General features: G+C 62.7%; 22 protein-coding genes and 1 tRNA gene. 14 read left to right on the top strand and 9 right to left on the bottom strand.

Translation table 11 applies throughout. The features are described 5' to 3' along the window. Window positions 1-194: 194 nt before the first annotated feature. Window positions 195-668 (top strand): universal stress protein, encoded by a 474-nt coding sequence (locus V6X30_RS04845; protein ID WP_367983514.1) that lies wholly within the window; start codon window positions 195-197, stop codon window positions 666-668. Window position 669: 1 nt separating this feature from the next. On the opposite strand, the gene V6X30_RS04840 is transcribed toward V6X30_RS04845, so the two are convergent. The 4 genes from V6X30_RS04840 to V6X30_RS04825 are packed head-to-tail and all read right to left on the bottom strand — an operon-like array spanning window position 670 to window position 5,015. Continuing rightward, complete coding sequence (locus V6X30_RS04840) at window positions 670-1,899, bottom strand: bifunctional alpha/beta hydrolase/OsmC family protein (RefSeq protein ID WP_367983513.1); 1,230 nt, start codon at window positions 1,897-1,899, stop codon at window positions 670-672. A gap of 14 nt (window positions 1,900-1,913) precedes the next feature. Further along, window positions 1,914-2,876 (bottom strand): radical SAM protein, encoded by a 963-nt coding sequence (locus V6X30_RS04835; protein WP_367983512.1) that lies wholly within the window; start codon window positions 2,874-2,876, stop codon window positions 1,914-1,916. 13 nt (window positions 2,877-2,889) lie between these two features. Continuing rightward, complete coding sequence (locus tag V6X30_RS04830) at window positions 2,890-3,612, bottom strand: TVP38/TMEM64 family protein (protein WP_367983511.1); 723 nt, start codon at window positions 3,610-3,612, stop codon at window positions 2,890-2,892. Continuing rightward, entirely contained in the window at window positions 3,588-5,015 is a 1,428-nt protein-coding gene (locus V6X30_RS04825; protein ID WP_367983510.1) for a dihydrolipoyl dehydrogenase family protein, read from the bottom strand. The genes V6X30_RS04830 and V6X30_RS04825 overlap by 25 nt, the downstream gene beginning before the upstream one ends. Window positions 5,016-5,145: 130 nt before the next feature. On the opposite strand from V6X30_RS04825, the gene mtnP reads away from it, so the two are divergent. The 3 genes from mtnP to V6X30_RS04810 are packed head-to-tail and all read left to right on the top strand — an operon-like array spanning window position 5,146 to window position 7,369. Beyond that, window positions 5,146-5,991, top strand: coding sequence for an S-methyl-5'-thioadenosine phosphorylase (gene mtnP, locus V6X30_RS04820; protein WP_367983509.1), 846 nt, complete (start codon window positions 5,146-5,148; stop codon window positions 5,989-5,991). Then, window positions 5,967-6,683, top strand: a complete 717-nt coding sequence (locus tag V6X30_RS04815; protein ID WP_367983508.1) for a TIGR04283 family arsenosugar biosynthesis glycosyltransferase — start codon at window positions 5,967-5,969, stop codon at window positions 6,681-6,683. Before mtnP ends, V6X30_RS04815 begins: the two co-directional genes overlap by 25 nt. Next, window positions 6,680-7,369, top strand: a complete 690-nt coding sequence (locus V6X30_RS04810) for a TIGR04282 family arsenosugar biosynthesis glycosyltransferase (RefSeq protein ID WP_367983507.1) — start codon at window positions 6,680-6,682, stop codon at window positions 7,367-7,369. The genes V6X30_RS04815 and V6X30_RS04810 overlap by 4 nt, the downstream gene beginning before the upstream one ends. A gap of 47 nt (window positions 7,370-7,416) precedes the next feature. On the opposite strand, the gene V6X30_RS04805 is transcribed toward V6X30_RS04810, so the two are convergent. The 4 genes from V6X30_RS04805 to V6X30_RS04790 form a co-directional block, all read right to left on the bottom strand. Then, window positions 7,417-8,583 (bottom strand): alpha-hydroxy acid oxidase, encoded by a 1,167-nt coding sequence (locus V6X30_RS04805; protein WP_367983506.1) that lies wholly within the window; start codon window positions 8,581-8,583, stop codon window positions 7,417-7,419. A 2-nt stretch (window positions 8,584-8,585) separates the two neighbouring features. Next, window positions 8,586-10,415 (bottom strand): L-lactate permease, encoded by a 1,830-nt coding sequence (locus V6X30_RS04800; RefSeq protein WP_367983505.1) that lies wholly within the window; start codon window positions 10,413-10,415, stop codon window positions 8,586-8,588. A 193-nt stretch (window positions 10,416-10,608) separates the two neighbouring features. After that, on the bottom strand, window positions 10,609-11,196 hold the full coding sequence (locus tag V6X30_RS04795; protein ID WP_367983504.1) for an NADPH-dependent FMN reductase: 588 nt from the start codon (window positions 11,194-11,196) through the stop codon (window positions 10,609-10,611). Between the two features lie 78 nt (window positions 11,197-11,274). Continuing rightward, window positions 11,275-12,075, bottom strand: a complete 801-nt coding sequence (locus V6X30_RS04790; protein WP_367983503.1) for a LytTR family DNA-binding domain-containing protein — start codon at window positions 12,073-12,075, stop codon at window positions 11,275-11,277. 125 nt (window positions 12,076-12,200) lie between these two features. Here V6X30_RS04790 and V6X30_RS04785 point away from each other — a divergent pair, with 125 nt between their 5' ends. After that, window positions 12,201-12,860 carry a DUF2306 domain-containing protein gene (locus V6X30_RS04785; protein WP_367983502.1) on the top strand — a complete coding sequence of 220 codons (660 nt, stop codon included), beginning with the start codon at window positions 12,201-12,203 and terminating at the stop codon, window positions 12,858-12,860. 60 nt (window positions 12,861-12,920) lie between these two features. On the opposite strand, the gene V6X30_RS04780 is transcribed toward V6X30_RS04785, so the two are convergent. Continuing rightward, window positions 12,921-13,331 carry a type II toxin-antitoxin system VapC family toxin gene (locus V6X30_RS04780; RefSeq protein ID WP_367983501.1) on the bottom strand — a complete coding sequence of 137 codons (411 nt, stop codon included), beginning with the start codon at window positions 13,329-13,331 and terminating at the stop codon, window positions 12,921-12,923. Between the two features lie 223 nt (window positions 13,332-13,554). Between V6X30_RS04780 and V6X30_RS04775 the strand changes: the two genes are divergently transcribed. From V6X30_RS04775 to pheS, 9 genes are all read left to right on the top strand, one after another. Then, a complete protein-coding gene (locus tag V6X30_RS04775; RefSeq protein ID WP_367983500.1) occupies window positions 13,555-15,282 on the top strand; it encodes a potassium/proton antiporter in 1,728 nt (575 codons plus the stop codon). A gap of 91 nt (window positions 15,283-15,373) precedes the next feature. After that, a complete protein-coding gene (locus V6X30_RS04770) occupies window positions 15,374-15,631 on the top strand; it encodes a type II toxin-antitoxin system Phd/YefM family antitoxin (protein WP_367983499.1) in 258 nt (85 codons plus the stop codon). Next, window positions 15,619-15,921 (top strand): type II toxin-antitoxin system RelE/ParE family toxin, encoded by a 303-nt coding sequence (locus tag V6X30_RS04765; RefSeq protein WP_367983498.1) that lies wholly within the window; start codon window positions 15,619-15,621, stop codon window positions 15,919-15,921. Before V6X30_RS04770 ends, V6X30_RS04765 begins: the two co-directional genes overlap by 13 nt. 44 nt (window positions 15,922-15,965) lie before the next feature. Further along, a tRNA-Val gene (locus V6X30_RS04760) sits at window positions 15,966-16,042 on the top strand. 62 nt (window positions 16,043-16,104) lie between these two features. Continuing rightward, window positions 16,105-18,030 carry a threonine--tRNA ligase gene (thrS, locus tag V6X30_RS04755; RefSeq protein WP_367983497.1) on the top strand — a complete coding sequence of 642 codons (1,926 nt, stop codon included), beginning with the start codon at window positions 16,105-16,107 and terminating at the stop codon, window positions 18,028-18,030. 3 nt (window positions 18,031-18,033) lie between these two features. Next, window positions 18,034-18,594, top strand: coding sequence for a translation initiation factor IF-3 (gene infC / locus V6X30_RS04750; RefSeq protein ID WP_456242966.1), 561 nt, complete (start codon window positions 18,034-18,036; stop codon window positions 18,592-18,594). Window positions 18,595-18,670: 76 nt separating this feature from the next. After that, complete coding sequence (gene rpmI, locus V6X30_RS04745; RefSeq protein ID WP_367966841.1) at window positions 18,671-18,868, top strand: 50S ribosomal protein L35; 198 nt, start codon at window positions 18,671-18,673, stop codon at window positions 18,866-18,868. Window positions 18,869-18,897: 29 nt separating this feature from the next. Next, window positions 18,898-19,254 (top strand): 50S ribosomal protein L20, encoded by a 357-nt coding sequence (gene rplT, locus V6X30_RS04740; protein WP_367983496.1) that lies wholly within the window; start codon window positions 18,898-18,900, stop codon window positions 19,252-19,254. 75 nt (window positions 19,255-19,329) lie between these two features. Further along, entirely contained in the window at window positions 19,330-20,349 is a 1,020-nt protein-coding gene (pheS, locus tag V6X30_RS04735; protein ID WP_367983495.1) for a phenylalanine--tRNA ligase subunit alpha, read from the top strand. Window positions 20,350-20,357 lie beyond the last annotated feature (8 nt).

Here is a 20,357-nt window from a genome sequence, read left to right as displayed (position 1 = left end):
GCTGCATTCGGCGTCTGTGCTGCAACAGGATCCCTGATGCTCCACGCGAAGCTTGCACAAATTACTTGCTTTGCTGCATCGCGGCAACCTGGCGCGGGTCGATGGGCGTCTTGTCATCCGAGCTCAGGCATCATTATCCGACATCCTGAAATTCGGCTAACATGACGCCCCATTTCCTTTCAGGCTGAGGTCAGATGCTCCAGCGAATTCTTGTCCCCGTTAATTTCACCACGGCCTCGGCGCGGGCGCTTGCGGTGACCCGGGACTATCATCCTCAAGCCACCGTGCGGCTGCTGTATGTCGTCAATCCCAGCGATATCGCCTCGGCAACGGCCAATCCGGCGATCAATCCAACGCATGCAAGGGATGAGCGGAACAAGGCGGAGCAGGAGGCCTTCGCACGGCTCGAGCGCTGGAAGCGCGATGACGAGGAGATGGCCGTGGCGGTGGGCAGCGCCGCCGAGACGATCAGCGAGCATGCAAAGCAGTGGGAGGCGGACCTCATCGCCATGGGCACGAGGAGCCGCACCGGGTTGCAGCAGTTCCTGCATGGCTCGGCCACCGAATGGCTCGTCCGTCACGCCGATCAGCCGATTCTCGTCGTCCATGATGTGGAGCTAGCGGAGGACCAGAAGCGGCATCTGCCTCTGTTGGAGCAGACGGGCTAGATCAATCCCGGCCGTCCGTCAGCACGGTTTCGACCACGATTTCGGACTCGAGGGTCCGATGCACGGGGCACTTGTCGGCGATTTCCAGCAGCCGCTGGCGGTCCTCGGCGCTGAGTTCGCCGGCGAGATGGATCCGGCGATGAAAGACATCGAGGCGAGCGCCTTTCTCGCCACAGTGCTCGCAGTCGCTGCGGTGTTCCTTGTCGTGGGTCACGTCGGTGTAGACATGCTCCAGCGGGATGTTCTTCCGCCGGGCGAACATACGGATGGTCATGCTGGTGCAGGCACCCAGACCGGCCGCCACGAGTTGGTAGGGTGACGGGCCGCGGTCTGTGCCACCCAGCTTGACGGGTTCATCGGCGGTCAGCATGTGCTTGCCCGACACATTGATGTCCTGCCGAAAGCCCGTTGGACTGACCTCCGAGACCCGGGTAACGCCCTCGGGTGCCCCCGCGGGTGGCGCTTCATCGGCCAGCTGGATATAACGCGTCGACCAGGCGCCGATGACATCGGCCGCATAGTCGGCATCCTCAGACCGCGTCATCAGATGATCGGCATCGTCCAGCGTGATGAAGCTCTTCGGGTGCATGGCCCCCTGGAAGATTTCGGCGGCGTTGCGGATGCCGACGATCGTATCCTGCGGCGAGTGGAGCACCAGCAGCGCCGCGTGCAGCTGTTTCATTGCCTCGTCCAGTCTGGCCTCGGTGATGTCATCCAGAAACTGTCGGCGAATGGTGAATGGCCGTCCCGCCAGATCCACCTGGGCTTCGCCGTGTTCCCGGATCACATCAAGCTGTTCGGCGAAATTCTTCGAGACATGGCCCGGATCGGCCGGCGCGCCGATGGTGACGACGGCGCGCACGCCATCGATCTGCGGTGCCGCTTTGATCACCGCTGAACCGCCCAGCGAATGACCGATCAGCAGTTGCGGTGTGGCCACGTTCTCCCGCAGGTAGTCAGCGGCCAGCCGCAGGTCCTCGACGTTTGAGGTGAAATTCGTGTTCTCGAACTCGCCCTCGGAATGACCCAGTCCGGTGAAATCGAAGCGCAGCACGGCGATGCCCTGGGCGGCCAGTCGTCCGGCGATACGCCGCGCCGCCGGAATGTCCTTCGAGCAGGTGAAACAGTGCGCAAACAGCGCGGCCGCTCGTATCGGCCCATCCGGCAGATCGAGCCGGGCATTGAGTGTGTGGCCGCTGTGTCCCTCGAACGTGATTTTTCTGGTGTCCATTGGCTCTGCCTTCATCATCCGCTACAGCTGGCGCCGCCCAGGACGCAGAACTGCGCGCAGTGTGGGTGGTTGAGCGCGACGGTCTGCTGCGCATCGGACAGACGATGGCCCAGTTCGAATCGCTCGTCGTAGGGCAGCAGGGTGCAGGCGATGACACTGGGCTGTTCAGCCCCCTTGCGCTTGACGATCATCCGCGAGCTTGCGCACATCATCGCATCCGGGTGAGTGCCGAGCTTGTCCCAGCAGCCCGTCGTGATCTCCGGCACATCGAGCCGGGCGTCCATCTCCGGGAACAGCACAAGCTTGTTCGGCGCCTGGGCATCGAGCTGGATGCCACGCGCCGCGAAGAGCGCGGCATAGCCTGCCCGCATGGTTGCCTCGTCATCACCGGCAAACAGACGGCCGGCAATATCGATGTTGAAGCCGTTGGTCGTCAGCCACTGCAGGCCCTCGATGACCGGCTCGAAGGTCTCGGCACCGCGCTCGTGTTCGTGCCAGGCCGGGTCGAAATGATCAATGGAGACGCGCAGGGTGAGACGTTCGCCGTGGTCCTCGTTCAAGGCGAGCAGACCCCGCTTGATCCGTGGGCGCAGCATGGGTCGTGTCGCATTGGTCAGGACGAGGACGTCAAATCCCCTGGCGAGCGTAGTCTCGAGAATGGCCAGCATGTCGGGGTTGAGAAAGGGTTCGCCGCCGGTGAAGGCAATGGTGTGTGTGCCGAGCCCTTCCTGCGCGATTTCATCCAGATAAGCCGTGACCTCGGCATGACGGATGTACTCGAGGCGGTCGTTGCTGGGTGACGACTCGATATAACAATTGCGGCAGGTGAGATTACAGAGCGTGCCCGTGTTGATCCAGAGCGTCTCGAGCTTTTTCAGCGTGACATGGGCCCGGGTTTCGCCACTGGCTGTTTGCTCGGGATTCCGGAACTTGGTGGGATCCAGGAAATAGTTTCGGGTCTCGGCGGGCTGGCTCATCGGTTGGGTCGCCTCATTGATCGTTTTCACTCGGTCGGCTCTGTCGGTGGCCGGGCGCGTCAGCCGTCGGTGCAGGGGTGCGAAAGGCGCGCACCAGACGGGGCAGAAAGGCCATGGAAGCGATCAGGGCGACCGCAATGAGTCCACTTTGAATGACATTGCCACCACCAGCAATTGCCTGCCGGCCGGCATGTCCCACCCATACATAGGCGAATGCGCCGGGTGTCATTGCAAGGAGTGTCGTGCCCACGTAAGTGCGCAGACGGATGCGCGTCAGTCCCAGCGCGTAATTGAGCAGGTTAAAAGGGACTAGCGGCACCAGGCGCATCAGCGCCACGAAGCGCCAGCCCTCTCGATCAATCCCCGCCTGCAGTCTCTCCAGCCGGCGTCCGGTCCGCCGGGCAACCCAGTCGCCCATTCCATGCCGTGCAGCAAGAAAGGCAAGTGTCGCACCAAGCGTGGCGCCGATGAGGCTGTAGAAGGTACCCCAGACCGGGCCGAACAGCGCGCCGCCGGCGATCGTGAAGACGAGCCCCGGCAGAAAGGCAACCGCCCCGATGGCGTAGGCGGCCACGAAGGCGAGCCCTGCCCATGGGCCGAGGCTTGCCAGCCAGCTCATGATGGCCTCACGGTTGATTTGATCGCGGGTCAGCACGCCGACACCGATCGCAATCAACATGCCGGCGAGAATGGTCCATCGCAGGCCGCGACCTACGGCAGCAGTCGATTGATCCATCTGACCAGCCTGCGTGTCCGCGCCGAGAACAGCTTTGGGGCATAGTAACCCCCGGCGGCGCGTTTGCCGATCTGGGCAAGGGTGGGGTAGGCGTGAATCATGCCGGCGAGCCGTCGAAGCGGGACACGCTCGGTGATGGCCAGCGCGAGTTCGTGGATGATCTCGCCAGCGTGGGGTGCCAGCAGACTGGCGCCGATAATGCGTCCATTGTGGATGAGGAGTCGCAGTTCACCGGTCGTTTCGCCCTCCGCGATCGCCCGATCGACATCCGCCAGGGGAAACGTCGCGCGCTCGTAATCCAGGCCCGCTGCATCCGCCGCAGTGGTGGTCATGCCAACCTGGGCCAGTTCCGGATCGGTGTAGGTGACCCAGGGCACAACGGCATAGTTCGCCTTTCGTGGCAGGCGGAATATCGCGTTGCTGATGACAATGCCGGCCTGGTACTCCGCCATGTGGGTGAACGGGTAAGGGCCTGCGCAGTCGCCCACCGCGTAGATATGTCGCTGGCTGGTCCGCAACCGGTTATCGACTTCGAGCGTACCATCGCGATCCAGCGTCAGGCCGGCGGCCTGTGGGTTGATGGACTCGGTGTTGGCCACGCGCCCCGTCGCGATCAGTACACGGTCGAAAGTCCGCGCCTCGCACGCCGTATCGTGGTCGAGTTCGAGCACCGCCGCATCGCCGGCGGTCTCTGCACTGGCAACCCGGGTATTAACCCGAACCTCGACACCCTCGCCTAAGAGGTGTTCCTGAAGCTGCGCGGTCAGGACGGGATCATCCTTGGGCAAAAGGCGCGGGCCTGCCTCGATCAGCGTGACTCGGCTGCCGAGGCGTGCGAAGGCCTGGGCAAGCTCGGTACCAATGGGGCCACTACCCACCACGGCGAGTCGGGCGGGCAGTTGACGCTCCGAGAAAATGGTCTCGTTGGTGAGGTAGGGGACGCTTTCGATGCCGGGTATGGGTGGTACCGCCGGCCGCGATCCGGTGGCGATCACGAAGCGGCGACCCCGGATTCTCTCCCCCTTGATCGTCACCGTGTGCGCGTCCTGGAATGCCGCCTCCCCAAACCGGACATCGACGCCGTAGCCACGGAAGCGGTCCGGGTCGTCATGATGCTGGATTCGCGCAATGACCGCTTTTACGCGATCCATTACGGCGCCGAGATCGGATGCGCCGGGCGAGGTATCAATCCCGAAGTCACCGGCGCGCCTGACGGTATGGGCAACCCCCGCACTCCGGATGAGCGTCTTGCTCGGGACGCAGCCATAGTGGAGGCAATCGCCGCCGAGGGCCGGCTCGCGCTCGATCAGGACCACATCGAGTCCGAGCTGCCCGGCAACGCTTGCCGTGACCAGACCGCCGACACCACCGCCGATGATGACGAGATCATGTTCTTCGGGCATGGTGCACCTCTCTCATGAACCCGATATATCGTCGCTGGCGGGGCGGCGGAGCGCATCCGCAATAACCCGTATTCCCGCGCGCCATCCGCTGCCAGTATAAAGGGCAGAAAAAGTGAGGAGTGATTGGCACATGCTAGCGATCATTGGTGGCACGGGGATCTATCAGATCGATGGCCTAAAGGTCCTTGAGGAGGTAGCCGTGGACACCCCCTTCGGTCCGCCTTCCGCGCCCGTCGTCAGGGCGGCTTTCAAGGATCGGACGGTCCTTTTTCTGCCACGCCACGGCCGGCATCACGGTCTGTTGCCCCATGAGATCAATTACCGCGCCAATATCTTCGCCCTGAAGAAACTCGGGGCCCGGCAGATCATCGGTTTTTCAGCCACCGGCAGCCTGCGAGCGGATATCTCACCGGGCGAGTTCGTCATCCCGGATCAATACTTCGACTTCGTCAAAGGCCCGCGGGAGAAGACCTTCTTCGGAGATGGCGTAGCGGCCCATGTCTCAACGGCGGATCCCACCTGTCCTGACCTTACGGCCTGGATCAGCCATTGGGCAGAGCAGTGCGGCTTCGCGCTGCAGACGGGCAAGACCTATGCCTGCGTCGACGGGCCACGCCTTGGTACGCGGGCGGAGAGCCATTTCCTGCGCATGGCCGGATGCGATCTGGTGGGCATGACGAATATCCCGGAGGTATTCCTCGCCCGTGAGGCGCAGCTCGCCTATGCCACCATCGGCATCGTCACGGACTATGACTGCTGGATGGATGATCCGTCGCAGCATGTCAGCGTGGCCGACGTCATCGCGCGATATGGCGGGTCTGTCGAGAATGCCAAGACGCTCCTGCTGGCCTTGCTGGATACGCCGCTCCCGCCGGTCGACCCGGCCTATCGCGAGACGCTGTCCACCGCATTGCTGACTCCGGACGACAAGATCCCCGAGGCGAAACGTGAATGGCTCGACGTGCTCAGGCAGTAGTGATGCGGCGTTTCTCCATCATCATTCCTGTGGCACCGGGCGAGGACCAGTGGCAAACGCTGCTGGACGATATCGCCGGTCTGCCGGGGCCTCTTGAGGTCATCCTCGTGAGCTCGGCGGGGGATGGCCTCGACGAATCCATCGGGCCCCTCCACGGCAAGCGTGTCCGGTCCCTGCAGGCCACGCCGGGGCGGGGGCCGCAGATGAACGCAGGCGCCCGGTCCTCCCGCGGCGATTACCTCTGGTTCCTGCATGCGGACTCCCGCCTGACGCCGGGCAGCATGGAGGCGCTCCAGCAGGCGATCGATAGAGAACCGGGCGGGCTGTTCTATCTCGATCTCGCCTTCCGCGACGGATCGCCATGGTTGATGTCGCTGAGCAGCCTGGGGGCGAACCTTCGCTCACGGTGGCTGAAGGTGCCCTTCGGTGATCAGGGATTCTGCATCGCGCGCGAGCGGTTCGAGGCGCTCGGTGGTTTCCGCGAGGATCTGCCGTACGGCGAGGACCATGTCTTTGTCTGGCGGGCCCGCCAGGAGGGCATCGATGTGGTGCCCGTGGGCGAGATCATTTATACCAGTGCGCGGAAATATGTGCGGCATGGGTGGCTGCGGACCACGCTGCACCACCAGTCCATCTGGCTCAGGCAGGCCTGGCCGGAATGGAAGCGCCTGCGAAGGCGGCGGGCGGGATGAAAGTCGCGGTCGCCGTTTTCGCGAAAACCACCGGTCTATCGCCGGTCAAGACGCGTCTTGCCCGGGATATCGGTCTATCGAATGCGCAGGCGTTCTACCGACTCAGCGTCGCCGCGGTGGCGGAGACGGTTGGTACCCTTGCGGAGCGCTACCCGCTGGCGTTACGTCCGCACTGGGCCGTCGCCGAACCGCAGGCGGTCCATCTGGGGCAATGGCGGGCATTTCCGGCGATCTGGACGGGAGAGGGGCCTCTGGGAGAGCGTTTGCATACGGTCTACTCGGCGCTTGCGAAGTCCCATGATGCGGTGATCCTGATGGGTACGGACAGCCCGCAGCTGACGCCGGCGGCCGTTGCTGAGGCAATTGAACGGCTCGAGAGGCGACCGGGTGCCTGTGTGATCGGCCCGGCGCTGGACGGGGGATTTTACCTGTTCGCCGCCGGTATTCCGCTCGCCCCAGAGCGCTGGACTGGCGTTGCCTACAGCGAGGCGACAACGCTGAATGACCTGGTCGGCGGAATCCGTGGCGGCGGAGTCCCCGTGGAATTCCTGCCGCGGAGGACCGATACGGATACCTTTGATGACCTCGAGGCGCTACGGACGGAACTGGCTGCGCTCTCGGCTCCGTCGCTCTCCCAAACGCGGCTTAGCGACTGGCTCACAGGAGAATTGCAAGGACAGACATAACCCAGCCCATCGGCCCCATCATTCCGAATTCATGCATGCGCTACCTCTCATTCGGCCCAGCGTCCGCCAAAATCCCGGGGGACGTGCAGGATATCGCGGCCGACCTGATTGATGTCGCGATGGCCACAGAGCGCCATGGTGGTATCGAGCTCCTTGTGGAGCACTTCCAGCGACTTGGTGACGCCCTCCTTGCCCATGGCGCCGAGTCCGTAGACCCAGGCGCGGCCGATCATGACACCATCGGCACCCAGCGCGAGGGCCTTGAGGATATCCTGGCCGGAGCGCACGCCACTGTCGAAGTAGACCTCCAAGCGATCACCCACCGCCTCAAGGATATCGGGGAGCGCCCGGATGCTGCTGAGTGCACCATCCAGCTGACGACCTCCGTGGTTGGAGACGACGATGGCGTCGGCACCCAGTTCGGCGGCACGCTCCGCGTCCTCGCGGTTCATGATGCCCTTGAGGACCACCTTGCCGCCCCACATGTCCATGAGCTCTTTGACCCGATCCCAGTCGAGGGAGTGGTCGAAGGCCTCGGCGGTCCATGACGACAGCGAACGGGAATCGGTGACGCCGCTCGCATGACCCACCACATTGCCGAAGGTCCTCCGGGTGGCGCCGAGCATTTCCACGCCCCAGGAGAGCTTGGTGGCGAGGTTGGCGATTGACTTGATGGTGAGCTTGGGCGGTGCGCTCAGGCCATTCTTGAGGTCCTTGTGGCGCTGGCCCTGGACCTGGAGATCCAGTGTGATGACGATTGCCGAGCAGTTCGCCGCCCGGGCGCGTTCCATGAGCCGGCGCATGAAATCGTCATCGGAGAGCGTGTAGACCTGAAACCAGAAGGGCTTGGTGGTCTTCGCCGCGACATCCTCGATGGAGCAGATCGACAGCGTGGAGAGCGTGAAGGGCACCCCGAACTCCTCGGCCGCCTGTGCCGCCAGTATCTCGCCATCGGCATGCTGCATCCCCGTCAGCCCCACCGGCGCCAGGGCAACCGGCATGCTCACTTCTTGACCCAGCATGCGGGCCGCCGTCGTGCGCCGGGTCATGTCGATGGCGACGCGCTGGCGGAAGTAGATCGAGCGGAAGTCGCTCGTATTCTCCTGAAAGGTCTGTTCGCTCCAACTGCCGGTCTCGCAGTAGTCGTAGAACATCTTCGGGACACGGCGCTTGTAAAGGCGCTTGAGATCATCAATGCAGGTGATCACGGCCATCGCTATTTCCTCCCTCGATTGGTGAGCATGAACACCAGCGCGACGGCCAGGAAGCCGACCCAACCGGCATACCAGGCATTTAGACCACCGTTAATGATGGCCATTCCCAGTAGACCGGCGGCGATCATGTAATAGGCCATCGGGATGAGCGTCTTGCGGATGACGTCGCCCTCGCGGCCGAGCAGTCCCACCGTGGCGGAGGCGGCAACCACGTTATGCACCGTCACCATATTGCCACCGGCGCCACCAACCGCCTGCAAGGACACCACCATGGAGGCGCCGAACGAGCCGAGGCCGATCTGCTCCGCCGTGGAGATCTGGAAGAACGAGAACATCATGTTGCTGATCGTGTTGCTGCCGGCGAGGAAAGCGCCCAGCCCGCCCACGGTGGGCGCGAAGAGTGGCCAGAGCTGACCGGTCAGCGCGGCGACGCCCTGGGCGAGCATCTCCGGCATGCTGGCAATCTGATCCAGTGTCCCCAACGTCACGCCATTCGCCAGGGAAGCCTGGATCGCAGCCACGGTGTCGTGACCGTCGGGCGCAGAGTTGATGAAGACCTGGACCATCGGCACCGCGAAGATCAGCGCCGAGCCGGCGGCAACGATGGTCCTGCCGGCGGTTGTCCAGGCGCGGCGATAGTTGCCGTGGTGCCACATCTGATGAAGGAAATACGTGATCAATGAGGTCACGAGCAGCACGAAGCCCGGCAGATAGAGGGGCTGGGATGCGGCGCTGATACCGGATCCGAAAATATCGGGAATGGACAGCGTCACGGCATCCGATCGCAGGGCATCCGTGACCGGGGGTATCACTCGCGTGATGACCAGCAGACCCGCCACGATGATGTAGGGCAGCCAAGCCTGGAACTGGGACAGTGGCTTGCTCCCGTCACGCGTGGGCCCCGAGGCGTCCTGGAGCGCGCTGATCCACTCCGGCTGCCAGCGATCCCGGGGCTCGAAGTCGAAAGTGTCCTTTGGCATGAACCAGCCGCGGCGGGCAGCCGGTATGACGATCGCAATACCGATCAGGCCGCCGATCAGTGCCGGAAACTCCGGGCCGAGCAAAGCCGCGACCGTGTAGTAGGGCACCACGAAAACGATGCCCGCGAACAGCGCAAACGGCCAGGCGCGCAGACCCTCGATGAAGGAGCGTTTCTCGCCGAAAAACCGCGTCAGCATCCCCACCATGATCAGCGGAATGAAGACACCGACGAGGCCGTGCAGCATCGCCACCTGCATGCCGATCTGGTCCAGATACTCGGCGTAGGGAATGCCGGCGGCCTCGACCATTCGGTCGGTGACCGACTGGTCCGACAGGCCCGCGTTGACGCCAACGATGATCGGGGTGCCAATCGCGCCGAAGGAGACCGGTGTCGACTGGATGATCATCGCCGAGACAACGGCGGCCATTGCAGGAAAGCCGAGGGCCACGAGGAGCGGGGCAGCGATGGCCGCCGGCGTCCCGAATCCCGAGGCGCCCTCGATCAGTGCGCCAAACAGCCAGGCCACGATGATCGCCTGGATACGACGATCCGGCGAGATATCCTCAAAGCCCCGCTGGATGACTTCGATGGCGCCGCTCTCACGCAGCGTGTAGAGGAGCAGGATGGCACCGAAGACGATGAACAGGATATTCAGCGCGATGACGACCCCGTTGACCGAGGCCCCAGCGACAATGTTCAGATCAGTGCCCCAGAAACCCAGGGCGACAGCCACGGCGACTGCGTAGGCAAGGGGCATGGCATATTTGGCGGGCCAGCGCAGTATGACAAGGAAAACGGCGACCGTCGCCAGCGGCAACAGCGCCATGAGCACAATGAGCCAAAGGGACACGGCGTTCTCTCCTCCCCAATGCTGAATGTGGTGTCGCGCCCAAGCGGGGCTCGTCGGAATGGTGACCTGAACAGTGGCGCGATAGTCTGAATATTTTTTATCAGCGCTGCAAAGTCCATTGCCCTGCAGGACATGCGGTAGTCCGCATGATGCCGGCATCAACGCGACCCGTGCGGGGGCGCTGACGGATGGCTCAGCCTGGCTTGAGCGCCTGCGCTGTCTCGACAAATTGCTTGACCACGCCCTCCAGCGCAGCCTTACGGTCGGGCTCCATCAATTGGCCATCGTCATCAAACGCAGTCGCGGCGCCCGAGATGGCGAGCTGTTGGGGCACGACATGCATGCCGAGGTTGCCGAGCAGCATGCGAAGCGGCACGAGCCCCCGCAGACCACCCAATCCGCCTGGAGAGCCAGCAGCAATCGCCGCCACCTTGCCTTTATAGGCAACCAGCGGTGGTTCATCCGCCGAGGCTCGTCGCGATACCCAGTCGATGGTGTTCTTCAAAAGCGGTGGCAGAGAGCTGTTGTACTCGGGCGAAGCAACGAATAATCCGTCACTGTCGCGGAACAGGGCTTTCAGCTCCACCGCTGCCTCGGGCAGGCCATCCCGGCTTTCCAGATCACCGTCGTAAAGCGGCATGGGGTAATCGCGCAGATCGATGAAAGTGGCATCGGCACCGGCCGCTTCCGCCATCCTGGCGGCGACACGGGCAATTTTCTTGTTCACCGAATCCTCACGGGCGCTGCCCGCAAAGAAGATCAGGGATGGCGCATTGGTCATGATGCTAAGACTCCAGCTTTAAAAAAAATGGCAGTACACGCGGTCAGATCGTACCAGTTGGTGCCAGCGCCACTGCATTCAGACCCAGCCCGCGTCCTTCAGGGAATGGCGGAACGAGCGGCCAACTGGAACTCGAAGCCCATTGATCAGCCGCAAGCAAATGCGATTTCCATCGCGCTCGACCGCCTCGATTGCGCGTTCCGCAACCCACCAGGATCGATGCACCCGCCGACCGAGGCACTCGAGTTCGCGGGCGGCATCCTCCATTCGGCACAGAATCATCTCAGACGACGCCTCGCGATAGGTGATCAAGTAGTGGTCCTGCATTTGAAGACACAGCGGATACTCACCGCATGAATCGGTGAGTCGCGCCATGAACATTTTGACGCCCGAATCATCTATGCGGATCGTCGGGTCAGGGTGATCGCTCTCGTCCGTCGGCGTCTCTGGTGGTTCACCGATTTTGTCATCGGAGCCTTGAGCAAGGATTCTCCGCCACTGGAAAGCCGCGATGGATACTGCGATGAGCAGGAACAGAACCTGGCCGGCCAGGCGCACGATATTCTCCGGCCAGCCAATGCCGGAGACCGCATTGGCCAGGGCGACGAGGCCAGTCGCGGGTGGCGCGGCAAGCAGCGCTCCGGCCAGAGGGGTGAACAGGGCGCTACCGCGTCGGTGATGATTGAACATCCGTTCGACACGGCGGATGAGCGCATCAGCAATCAGCCAATTGAGTGAAAAGACGATCACCCAGTAAGGCACTCTCAGCTGCAGGGGCAGGCGCTCATAAGTGCCGAAAGGGCCGATCACGCCAAGGACTAAACCGCTGCCCAGAGGCAATACCAGGTACGGTAGCGTGGCCATTAGGCGTTCACGCATCGTCAACGACACCAAGCCCCTCGTCCGCGTAATGATGTCCCCATTCGCGCATTTTCCCTCGTCACGATCTTTTCTCCCCGATTAGTTTGGCGATGCCGTTGGTTTGTCACCGGGAGTCAGGTCCAGTGCTGATACTCATGTTCAATATCATACTGTTTACGCACATTACGGCGGGCGCGATCGCACTCGCCTCCGCCGGGGTCGCTATTTTCAGTCGAAAGGGCGCCAGCGCCCACAGGCGGTTTGGAAGAATCTACGCGCTGGCCATGCTGGCGGTCGGCGTCAGCGCCATTGTCCTCGGGTTGCTGCGTTTTAATGCCTTCCTGCTGGCGATAAGCCTGTTTACGCTCTATCTCGTTTTCACGGGTTGGCGTGCTGCCATGGTGCGCAGCGGTGCCGACGGCAAGCTCGACCGAGCGGCTGGGTTGGGGATGGCGCTCATCGGCACGGGCATGATTGGCTGGGGCCTCTTCATTCTTAGCACCGGTGAATTCCACCCATCCATCGTCTTGATCGTATTCGGAATGATCGGCGTTACGCTGTCGTTAGGCGACTGGCGGCATTGGAAGCGTGGCCCGATTGCTGGTACGCCGAGGATAGCCCGCCATCTAAGCCGCATGCTTGCCGGGACGATTGCCACCCTGACTGCCACCGCGGTGGTCAACCTGGGCCATTTGCCATCCATCCTGGTCTGGCTTGGCCCCACGGTAGTGCTGACGCCTGTTATCGCATGGTGGACCGCAAAACTGGATCGGTCGGGTAGTCAGCGTGGCGTATCCGGCTAGGTTTTGCCTCGGGCTGGCGAATCGGGGGCTCAGCGAGCGTTGGCGATGGACTCGAGTGTCTCACACACCACATCGAGCATGCGCTGCCTCCGCCAGTTTCTGGTCCGCGGTCAGCAGGCAAGCTTCCTGTTGGGCTGCCGCTGCCAGGTGGAGGGCATCCAGAGTTCGTAATCTCGTCTCACGCAGCGATAGCCACTGCAGCGCCTGTTCAAAAACGTCGCCCGGCAGCGGTACGTGTCGATAGCGGTCAGCCGCGATATCGGCTTGCAGCGCGGACTCGATCCGTCGGGCCTGTGATGCGGTGATCTCGCCGGTGCGGTGCCAACGGGCGATGGCCGAGGCCGCCTCCACGCGCACGAGCGGGCTGAGTCCGATTTGCCCGGCATTCTCCATGAAAATCGCCTCGACAGCGGCACTATTCCTCTCAGCCCGGTAAAACGGTAGAACAGCGCTCGTATCAGCGTAGAGCATTATCGGCGGTCGTCTTCTTCTCTCAGCGCGCGGATGGTCTCAGCCGCCGTCTCTTGCATTGTCATTCGGATTGCCCGATTGACGTCTGGCGGCGTCCCGCGGTTTCTCCGCGAGGGCGAATCGGCTACGTTAAGCAGGGCGCGTAATTCGCCGGGCGCATCCGTGGCGGCCGAGCAGTCGGCTGGCGCGCCAGGCGATCCCACGATTGCTTCGAGGTCTATGCATGATTGATTGGCTGGCACCGCTCGTCCTGATCGGTGCGTCGCTGGTGCTGGTGTCCATCCTGACCAGTGTGCTGGCCTTTCGCTTCGGCGCGCCCTTGCTGCTGGTCTTTTTGCTGATCGGGCTGATCGCCGGCGAGGATGGCCTCGGGCTGGCCTATGATGATCAGCAGGGCGCCTATCTCATCGGCAGTATCGCCCTTGCCGTCATCCTTTTCGATGCAGGCTTTGGTACCCGTATCGCGGCCTTTCGCCGGGTTGCGGCTCCCGCCATCACCCTGGCTACGGTGGGGGTCGTGCTGACGACGGGACTGCTCGGGGTGGCGGCCCATTGCCTGTTTGACCTCACCTGGCCGCAGGCGCTGCTGCTCGGTGCGTTGATCAGCTCGACGGATGCCGCAGCCGTCTTCTTTTTGCTGCGGGCCGGCGGTATTACGCTGCGGAGCCGCGTTCGGGGCACGTTGGGCGTCGAGTCAGGCTCCAATGACCCCATCGCGATCTTCCTCGCGGCAACGCTCGTCGAGCTGGTGGCGCAGCAAAGCGGACTGGGCGGATTTACCACCTCGCTTCTCATCGGGTTTGGCCTGCAGATGGGGCTTGGTATCGCTTTGGGGTTGGGAGGTGGCTACCTGCTGCATCGGCTCATGAACGCGATCGAGCTGGATGCCGGCGTGTATCCGGTGTTCGTTCTGGTGGGTGCGCTGCTTGTGTTCGCCGCCACCGCGCAGTTGGGTGGGAGTGGGTTCATCGCCGCTTATGTCGCCGGGCTCGTGGCTGGCAACCGGGCGGTGCCCCAGCGAACCGAGCTGCGGCGATTCCAGGACGGGATGACCTGGCTTGCCCAGATCCTGATGTTCCTCGTCCTCGGGCTCCTCGCGACGCCTTCGGAATTCCCCGATATCGCGATACAGGCCGTCGGCCTCGGCCTTTTCCTGATGTTCGTCGCTCGCCCGCTTACGGTGGGGCTGTGTCTGTTGCCGTTTCGGTTTTCGCTGCGCGAGGTGACGTTCATCTCTTGGGTTGGGCTGCGCGGGGCGGTGTCGATTCTGCTCGCGATCCTGCCCTTCCTGGGCGGGCTTCAGAACTCGCAGCTCTTCTTCAACGCGGCGTTCATCATGGTGCTGACCTCGATGCTCGTGCAGGGCTGGACGATCAAGCCGGTGGCGCGCTGGCTCGGCATGATCGTCCCGCAGCGCCTGGGGCCGGTCGAGAAGATCGAGCTGGAACTGCCGGGTGGCGCCCATCACGAACTCGTCGTCTACCACGTCATGCCAGGCAGCCCGGTGGTGGGTGGGGCCCGGCTGCCGCGATGGGCACGGCCGGCGCTGGTGCTGCGGGAAGGCCGCTCAATGCATTTCCGCAAGGCAGGGCGACTGCAGCCCGATGATTACGTCTACATCTTTATGTCGCCGCGCTATGCCTCGGCGCTTGATCATTTGTTCGCTGCCTCCGCAGAGGAGAGCCGTACCAATAGCGCGGCCTTCGGCGACTTCGCCATTGCGCCCACCGCGCCGGTGGCCACGCTGGTGGACGCCTATGGTGCGGTGATCGACCCGGCCGGGGCGGGGCTTAGCGTCGGCGATTACATGCAACGCAAGCTGCCGCGACCGGAGATCGGCGATCGTGTGCCGCTCGGACCCATCGAGCTCGTCGTGCGGGCCCGCGAATCCGATGAGCGGATCAGTGAGGTCGGCCTGCGGCTGCTCTCTGAAGCTATCCGCCGGCAATGATGTTGGCCGGTCGCGACAAGTAAATTGGCCGATTGTCCCGCCCGGGAAGTGATACTATAGTGTCACTTTTAGCCTGATTGAGGGTCATCCCGTGAAAGTTGAACTTGTTACGAACCTCAAGCGCCAAGCGACAAAGATCCTGGCTGAGCTGCACGGGTCCAAAGAGCCGGTCCTGATCACCGAGCACGGCCAGCCATCAGCGTACCTTGTCGATGTGCAGGATTACGAGTTCATGCAGCGCCGACTGGAACTGCTTGAGGGGCTCTCAAGGGGAGAGCGTGCGGTACTTGAGGGAAGAACGTACAGCCAGAGTGAGGCCACGGAAAAAATGGCTAAATGGCTGAAGTAGTCTGGACGGAGCCTGCCCTTCAGGGGCTGGATGCCATCGCTGAGTATATTGCCCTGGATAGTCCTGCTGCCGCAAGTCGTTTGGTCCAAGAAATGTTCAACAAGACCAAGCGCTTGGGAGACTTCCCTCAATCCGAGCGAATCCCTCCGGAGCTCCCTGACTCGGTATACAGCGAACTGGTGGTGCCACCGTGTCGCATTTTTTATCGCGAGGGTGAGAGCGACGTTCTGGTCCTCTATGTGATGCGGGAGGAGCGACAGCTTCGTGCATACATGCTTGGGATCCGCTAATTGGCAACGCCGCCCAATCCCGCTATACTTACCCTCTCAACGACAGGCGCGTAGCTCAGTTGGTTAGAGCACCACCTTGACATGGTGGGGGTCGGTGGTTCGAATCCACTCGCGCCTACCACGCCTTTTCTGCGAACAAATGCATGTGGCCCCTGGTATCGGTCACCACTGTGGAGCCTTTCGATGCCCCAGATAACCCTTCCCGACGGCAGTCAGCGTGACTATGCTGAGGCGGTCTCCGTTCTCGATATTGCCCGTGACATCGGCCCCGGCCTGGCCAAGGCAACGGTTGCCGGACGGGTCAATGGCGAGCTGGTCGATGCCTGTGATCTGATCGAGGCGGATGCCGAGCTGCAGATCATTACCCCCAAAGATCCCGAGGGTGTCGATATTATCCGGCACTCGTGCTGCCACCTGCTCGGTCAGGCCGTCAAGCAGCTTTACCCCGAGGCACAGATGGCCATCGGCCCGGTCATCGAGGACGGGTTCTACTACGACATCCGTTTTGACGACGGCTTTCATCCGGAGGACCTGGAACGGATCGAGCAGCGCATGGCCGAGCTGATTGATCAGGAGTACGACGTCATCAAGCAGGTGACGCCGCGCTACGAGGTCCTTCAGCTATTCCGCGAGCGTGGCGAGAACTACAAAGTCGAGTTGGTCGAGAACCTCGCCGACGTCGAGGCCATGGCGCTCTACCATCACCAGGAATACGTCGACATGTGCCTCGGGCCGCATGTCCCCAACACGCGGTTTCTGAAGGCCTTCAAGCTCACCAAGCTGGCTGGTGCCTACTGGCGCGGCGACGCGAACAACGAGATGCTGCAGCGGGTCTATGGCACGGCGTTTGCCGACCGCAAGGCGCTCAAAGCGCACATGAAATTCCTGGAAGAGGCGCAGAAGCGCGATCATCGCCGCATTGCCCGCAGCCAGGATCTGTTCCACCTCCAGGACGAGTCCCCCGGCATGGTGTTCTGGCACCCCAACGGCTGGCGTGTCTACACCATCCTCCAGGACTACCTGCGGGGTCGGCTCGAGGCGCATGGCTACCAGGAGATCCGCACGCCGGAGCTGGTTGACCGCAGCCTCTGGGAGCGTTCGGGCCACTGGGAGAAGTTCCGGGAGGACATGTTCACGACGCACTCCGAACATCGCGACTACGCGGTCAAGCCCATGAACTGCCCCTGCCACGTGCAGGTGTACAACCAGGGGCTGAAAAGTTACCGCGACCTGCCGCTACGGCTCTCGGAGTTCGGCAACTGCCACCGCAACGAACCGTCGGGAACGCTGCACGGGCTGATGCGTGTGCGCAATTTCGTCCAGGACGATGCACACATCTTCTGCACCGAGGATCAGCTCCAGAACGAGGTCGCCGCGTTTCTCGACCTGGCCTTCAGTGTCTATCGCGACTTCGGCTTTGATGATGTCCAGGTGGCGTTGTCAACCCGTCCGGACAAACGTGTCGGCGAGGACGCGCTCTGGGATCGCGCCGAGGCGTCGCTCGAGCAGGCACTTGAGACCAAGGGGATGGACTGGACGCTGAATCCGGGTGAGGGCGCGTTCTACGGGCCTAAGATCGAGCTGTCCATGCGCGACTGCCTCAATCGGGTCTGGCAGTGCGGCACCATGCAGGTCGATTTCTCGATGCCCGGACGACTGGATGCCGAATACGTCACCGAGGCGGGTGACCGCGCGGTGCCAGTGATGCTGCATCGGGCGATTTTCGGATCCTTCGAGCGCTTCATCGGTGTACTTACCGAACACTATGGCGGTGATTGGCCGGTCTGGCTTGCGCCGGTGCAGGTGCAGGTGGTCAATATCACTGATCGCCAGTCCGATTATGCCGAGAGCGTGCGGAAGCATCTGACCGGGCGGGGATTTCGAGCCGAGTGCGACTTGAGGAACGAGAAGATCGGCTTTAAGATTCGCGAACATACGATTCGACGGGTGCCGTATATGGTGGTCGTCGGAGATCAGGAGCGCGAATCGGGCCAGGTCGCCGTTCGCACCCGGGCAGGCGAGGACCTTGGCGCGATGTCGCTTGAGGCATTCGCTGAACGCCTGGATGGCGAGATGGCGCGTCTGGGCCGAACGCTTGTGGAGGACTGAAGCATCGCTATACGCAGAAAGCCGGGGGCACGTCGCCAGCAGCCCGGCGCCGGTGAGAACCGGCGGATCAACGAAGACATCCAGGTGCCCCGCGTCCGCCTGATCGACGAAAACGGCGAACAGGTCGGCATCGTCGAAACGCCCGAAGCCGTACAGCGGGCACAGACCGTGAATCTGGATCTCGTGGAGCTCGATCCCAACGCCGATCCGCCCGTCTGCCGGGTGATGGATTTCGGAAAATGGAAATTCGAGCAGTCGAAGAAGCAGCAGGCCGCCAAGAAAAAGCAGAAGCAGATCCAGGTCAAGGAAGTGAAATTCCGGCCCGGAACGGACGTGGGCGACTACGACGTCAAGCTCAGGAACCTGAAAAAGTTTCTGGAGGATGGTGACAAGGTCAAGGTCACGCTGCGGTTCCGCGGCCGTGAAATGGCCCATCAGGAGCTGGGTGCCGAGCTGCTCGAGCGGGTCGAGAAGGACCTTGAGGATCATGCCACCGTTGATCAGCGCCCCCGAATGGAAGGCCGGTTGATGGTGATGACGATGTCTCCCCGGAAGGGGAAATAGCGGAGGCTCCGGCCTCCATCGGGTGATCTCCCGGCACCGCCGGGAGTTCTTGTTTGTGGCAACGGAGAAACGGTTCATGCCTAAGATCAAGACGAACCGTGGCGCCGCCAAGCGTTTCCGCAAGACCGCGAGCGGTCGATACAAGCGGGCGCATGCTTTCCACAATCACATCCTCACCAAAAAGGATGCGAAGCGGAAGGCGAAGCTGCGTGCCACCACGCTGGTATCGGAGCAGGACACGCCGGCCATCCGGCGGCTGCTGCCATACGTTTGAAATCATACTGAACAGAGAGGATTCGGAAGATGGCCAGAGTAAAGCGTGGCGTCATTGCACGCCGCCGCCACAAGAAGGTCCTCGGCAAGGCGAAAGGCTATTACGGTGCGCGTCGGAAGACGTTCAAGGTAGCCAACCAGGCGGTCATTAAGGCCGGCCAGTACGCCTACCGGGATCGCCGGGTACGCAAGCGCGAATTCCGCGCGCTGTGGATCCAGCGCATCAACGCGGCCGCCCGCACGAACGGGCTTTCCTACAGCCGGCTCATGAACGGCCTCAAGCAGGCTGAGATCGAGATCGATCGCAAGGTGCTCGCCGATATGGCCGTGCACGATGAGGCCGGTTTTGCTGCGCTCGCCGAGCGCGCCAAGGCGGCGCTGGCCTGATTGTCCCGGCAGGGACGGCCAGCCGGGGGAAGGCCGCTGTCTTCCCCCTTTTTTTGTCTCCAGACGGGATGAACCATGAGTGACGAGCTCCAGGCATTGACCGAGCAGGCCGAGGCCGCCGTCGATGAAGCCGGCAGCGTGGCCGCGCTCGAGGAGGTCCGGGTCGCTTACCTGGGCAAGAAAGGCCGGCTGACCGAGCAGCTCAAGCAGCTGGGTAAGCTTCCAGCCGACGAGCGACCGGCCGCTGGTCAGGCGATCAATGCCGCCAAGCAGCGCGTGACCGAGCGGATTGAGGCACGCCGCGCTGCGCTGGAACAAGCCGAGCTCGATGCCGCGCTGGAGGCCGATCGGGTGGATGTCACACTCCCGGGCCGCGCCGAGTCACCGGGCGGGCTGCACCCAATCACCCGGACATTACAGCGCATCGAGTCGATGTTCCGCGGCGTCGGTTTCGCGATTGCCGAAGGCCCTGAGGTGGAGGATGACTACCACAACTTCGAGGCGCTCAATATTCCGGCGGATCATCCGGCCCGGGCGATGCATGACACTTTTTACTTCGACGCACGTCATCTGCTGCGCACGCACACCTCCCCGGTACAGATCCGGGTGATGGAGGCTGAAGGCGCCCCAGTCCGCGTGATCGCGCCCGGTCGTGTCTATCGTTGCGACTCCGATCTCACCCACACGCCGATGTTCCATCAGGTCGAGGGGCTGGTGGTGGACGAGGGCGTGACCTTCGGCGATCTCAAGGCCGTACTGGAGGACTTCGTCCGGCAGTTCTTCGAGGCCGATCTGGCATTGCGCTTTCGGCCCTCCTATTTCCCCTTCACCGAGCCCTCTGCCGAGGTGGATGTGGAGTGCATGTTCTGTTATGGCGACGGATGCCGGGTCTGTAGCGGCAGTGGCTGGCTGGAGATACTCGGTTGCGGGATGGTGCACCCGGCCGTATTCGAGGCCGCTGGCATCGATGCCGAGCGCTACACGGGCTATGCCTTTGGCATGGGCGTCGAGCGGCTCGCGATGCTGCGCTACGGGGTAAACGATCTGCGAATCTTTTTCGAGAATGATCTGCGCTTTCTGCGTCAGTTCCGCTAGGAGCGCTG

This window comes from Spiribacter sp. 1M189, assembly GCF_040838345.1.
GTDB lineage: Bacteria > Pseudomonadota > Gammaproteobacteria > Nitrococcales > Nitrococcaceae > Spiribacter > Spiribacter insolitus.
The sequence above is the reverse complement of the archived record's forward strand: the minus strand, read 5'-3'. Positions and strand labels throughout refer to the sequence as shown.